Origin of the sequence: Mesorhizobium sp. M4B.F.Ca.ET.089.01.1.1 (genome assembly GCF_004022605.1) — a bacterium.
Taxonomy (GTDB): Bacteria; Pseudomonadota; Alphaproteobacteria; order Rhizobiales; family Rhizobiaceae; genus Mesorhizobium; species Mesorhizobium abyssinicae.
On the sequence record NZ_RZOS01000596.1, the window covers coordinates 1 to 2,866 of the forward strand.

Consider the following 2,866-nt stretch of genomic DNA (forward strand, 5'->3'; position numbering starts at 1 on the left):
AAGATATTGGGGTCACAAAAGCTACGTAAACGAATCCTTGACGGCGCAAAACGAGTCGCCTTTTATAGGCCATGCGTTCCTGTTGAGAGCGCGACCGGAGAGTTCAGAGGCCGGTCTTTTTTCCCGGATTTTGTGCGTTTTGCCCACATTTCCGCCCGTTCACGAGGCCGGCGGAAGCGTTGGGATTGGGTGGGGCTTGGGTGGCGAAAAGGGAGAATTGTCGGACTGGAAAAAATGATCTGTTAACACTATATTTAGTGTTTGCAGGCAGGTTCGACCCTAGATAGTGTGAAACCCTCGATCGGGGGAATCGCGAAAAAGTTTCAAAGTTTTGAGGGACCCGCAGGGGGTTCGTCGGCGAGTTGGAGAGGCACTTCGCAAGAAGTTGGCCAACGCGCCGTGCGACGACTGCGAAGGAGATGCCGGCGTCGTCAAGATGCCGGCAAACGGCGGACCGCGCGTTTCGCTTTCGGGGCATGAATCCCTGGGGAAAAGCGCTATATATAGACACAAAGGACCGGACCAATGCGCATCGAGCGTCGTTTCACAAAGCCAGGACAATCCGCCTACGCGGAGATCGAATTCCGCAAGGCGCTTTCCGAGATCAAGAATCCGGATGGCTCGGTGGTGTTCCGCCTGGACAATATCGACGTGCCGGCGCAGTTCAGCCAAGTCGCCGCCGACATCCTGGCGCAGAAGTATTTCCGCAAGGCCGGCGTCCCCGCGCGCCTGAAGAAGGTCGAGGAGAACGACGTCCCCTCCTTTCTGTGGCGCTCTGTCCCCGACGAGGCCGAACTCGCCAAGCTCCCCGAGGCCGAGCGCTATGGCTCCGAGATCGATGCCCGCCAGGTCTTCGACCGCCTCGCCGGCACCTGGACCTACTGGGGCTGGAAGGGCGGCTACTTCAAGTCCGAGGAAGACGCGCGCGCCTTCCGCGACGAGCTTGCCTATATGCTGGCCACCCAGCGCGTCGCGCCGAACTCGCCGCAATGGTTCAACACCGGCCTGCACTGGGCCTATGGCATCGACGGTCCGAGCCAGGGTCACTTCTATGTCGACCCCTTCACCGGCAAGCTGACCAAGTCGAAGTCCTCCTACGAGCATCCGCAGCCGCATGCCTGCTTCATCCAGGGCGTGCAGGACGACCTCGTCAACGAAGGCGGCATCATGGACCTGTGGGTGCGCGAGGCGCGCCTGTTCAAATATGGCTCAGGCACCGGCTCCAACTTCTCGCTGCTGCGCGGCGAAGGCGAAAAGCTGTCCGGCGGCGGCCGCTCCTCCGGCCTGATGAGCTTCCTCAAGATCGGCGATCGCGCGGCGGGCGCCATCAAGTCGGGCGGCACGACGCGCCGCGCCGCCAAGATGGTCATCGTCGACGTCGACCATCCCGATATCGAAGAGTTCATCGACTGGAAGGTCAATGAAGAGCAGAAGGTCGCCTCACTGGTGACCGGCTCGAAGATCGTGAAGAAGCACCTCGAAGCGATCATGAAGGCCTGCGTCAATTGCGAAGGCCATGACGACGACTGCTTCGACCCGGCGATCAACACGGCGCTGAAGCGCGAGATCAAAGCGGCCAAGAAGGACGCGGTGCCGGAGAACTACATCTACCGCGTCATCCAGTTCGCCCGCCAGGGCTATACCTCGATGTCGTTCAAGACCTACGACACCGACTGGGATTCGGATGCCTACCTGACCGTCTCCGGCCAGAACTCCAACAATTCGGTGTCGCTGAAGGACAATTTCCTGCGCGCGGTCGAGGCCGATGGCGACTGGCAGCTGACCGCCCGCAAGGACGGCAAGGCGCTGAAGACGCTGAAGGCGCGCGACCTGTGGGAAAAGATCGGCTACGCCGCCTGGGCGTCGGCCGATCCCGGCCTGCACTTCAACACGACGATGAACGATTGGCACACCTGCGCCTCGGCCGGTGCGATCCGGGCCTCCAATCCGTGCTCGGAATACATGTTCCTCGACGACACGGCCTGCAACCTCGCCTCGATCAACCTCCTGCCCTACCGCAATGCCGACGGCACGATCGACATCGCCACTTACGAGCACACGGTGCGGCTGTGGACCATCGTGCTCGAAATCTCGGTGATGATGGCGCAGTTCCCGTCGAAGGAGATCGCCAAGCTTTCCTACGAATACCGCACGCTCGGCCTCGGCTACGCCAATATCGGCGGCCTGCTGATGACCTCGGGCATCCCCTACGACTCCGACGAGGGCCGCGCCATCTGCGCCGCGCTCACCGCGATCATGACCGGCACGGCCTACGCCACCTCGGCCGAGATGGCGGCCGAGCTCGGCGCCTTCCCGGACTATGACCGCAACGCCCAGAACATGCTGCGCGTCATGCGCAACCACCGCCGCGCCGCCTATGGCGACAAGGACGGCTACGAGAAGCTCGCCGTCAACCCGGTGCCGCTGGTCGCGTCCGATCTGAAGCAGCAGGCGCTCGCTGAGCACGCCAAGGCGGCCTGGGACCGCGCCATCGAGCTCGGCGAGGAGCACGGCTACCGCAATGCGCAGGCAACCGTGATCGCGCCGACCGGCACGATCGGTTTGGTCATGGATTGCGACACCACCGGCATCGAGCCCGACTTCGCGCTGGTGAAGTTCAAGAAGCTCGCCGGCGGCGGCTACTTCAAGATCATCAACCGCGCCGTGCCGGAAGCGCTGCGCACGCTGGGCTATTCCGAAAGCCAGATCGCCGAGATCGAGGCCTATGCGGTTGGCCACGGCAACCTCAACCAGGCGCCCGGCATCAATCCCGGCTCGCTGAAGGCCAAGGGCTTTTCCGACGACAAGATCGCGGCGCTGAACGCGGCGCTGAAGTCGGCCTTCGACATCAAGTTCGTCTTCAACC

The 2,866-nt window shown here is 62.4% G+C and carries 2 protein-coding genes; both read left to right on the forward strand.

The genetic code is table 11. From position 1 onward, the window contains the following. A partial coding sequence (locus EN780_RS39815; RefSeq protein WP_210215064.1) for a hypothetical protein occupies positions 1 to 238 on the forward strand: 238 nt, incomplete at its 5' end. 287 nt (positions 239 to 525) lie between these two features. Continuing rightward, positions 526 to 2,866, forward strand: a 2,341-nt coding sequence (locus EN780_RS31265) for an adenosylcobalamin-dependent ribonucleoside-diphosphate reductase (protein ID WP_128276204.1), incomplete at its 3' end; no start/stop codon positions are given.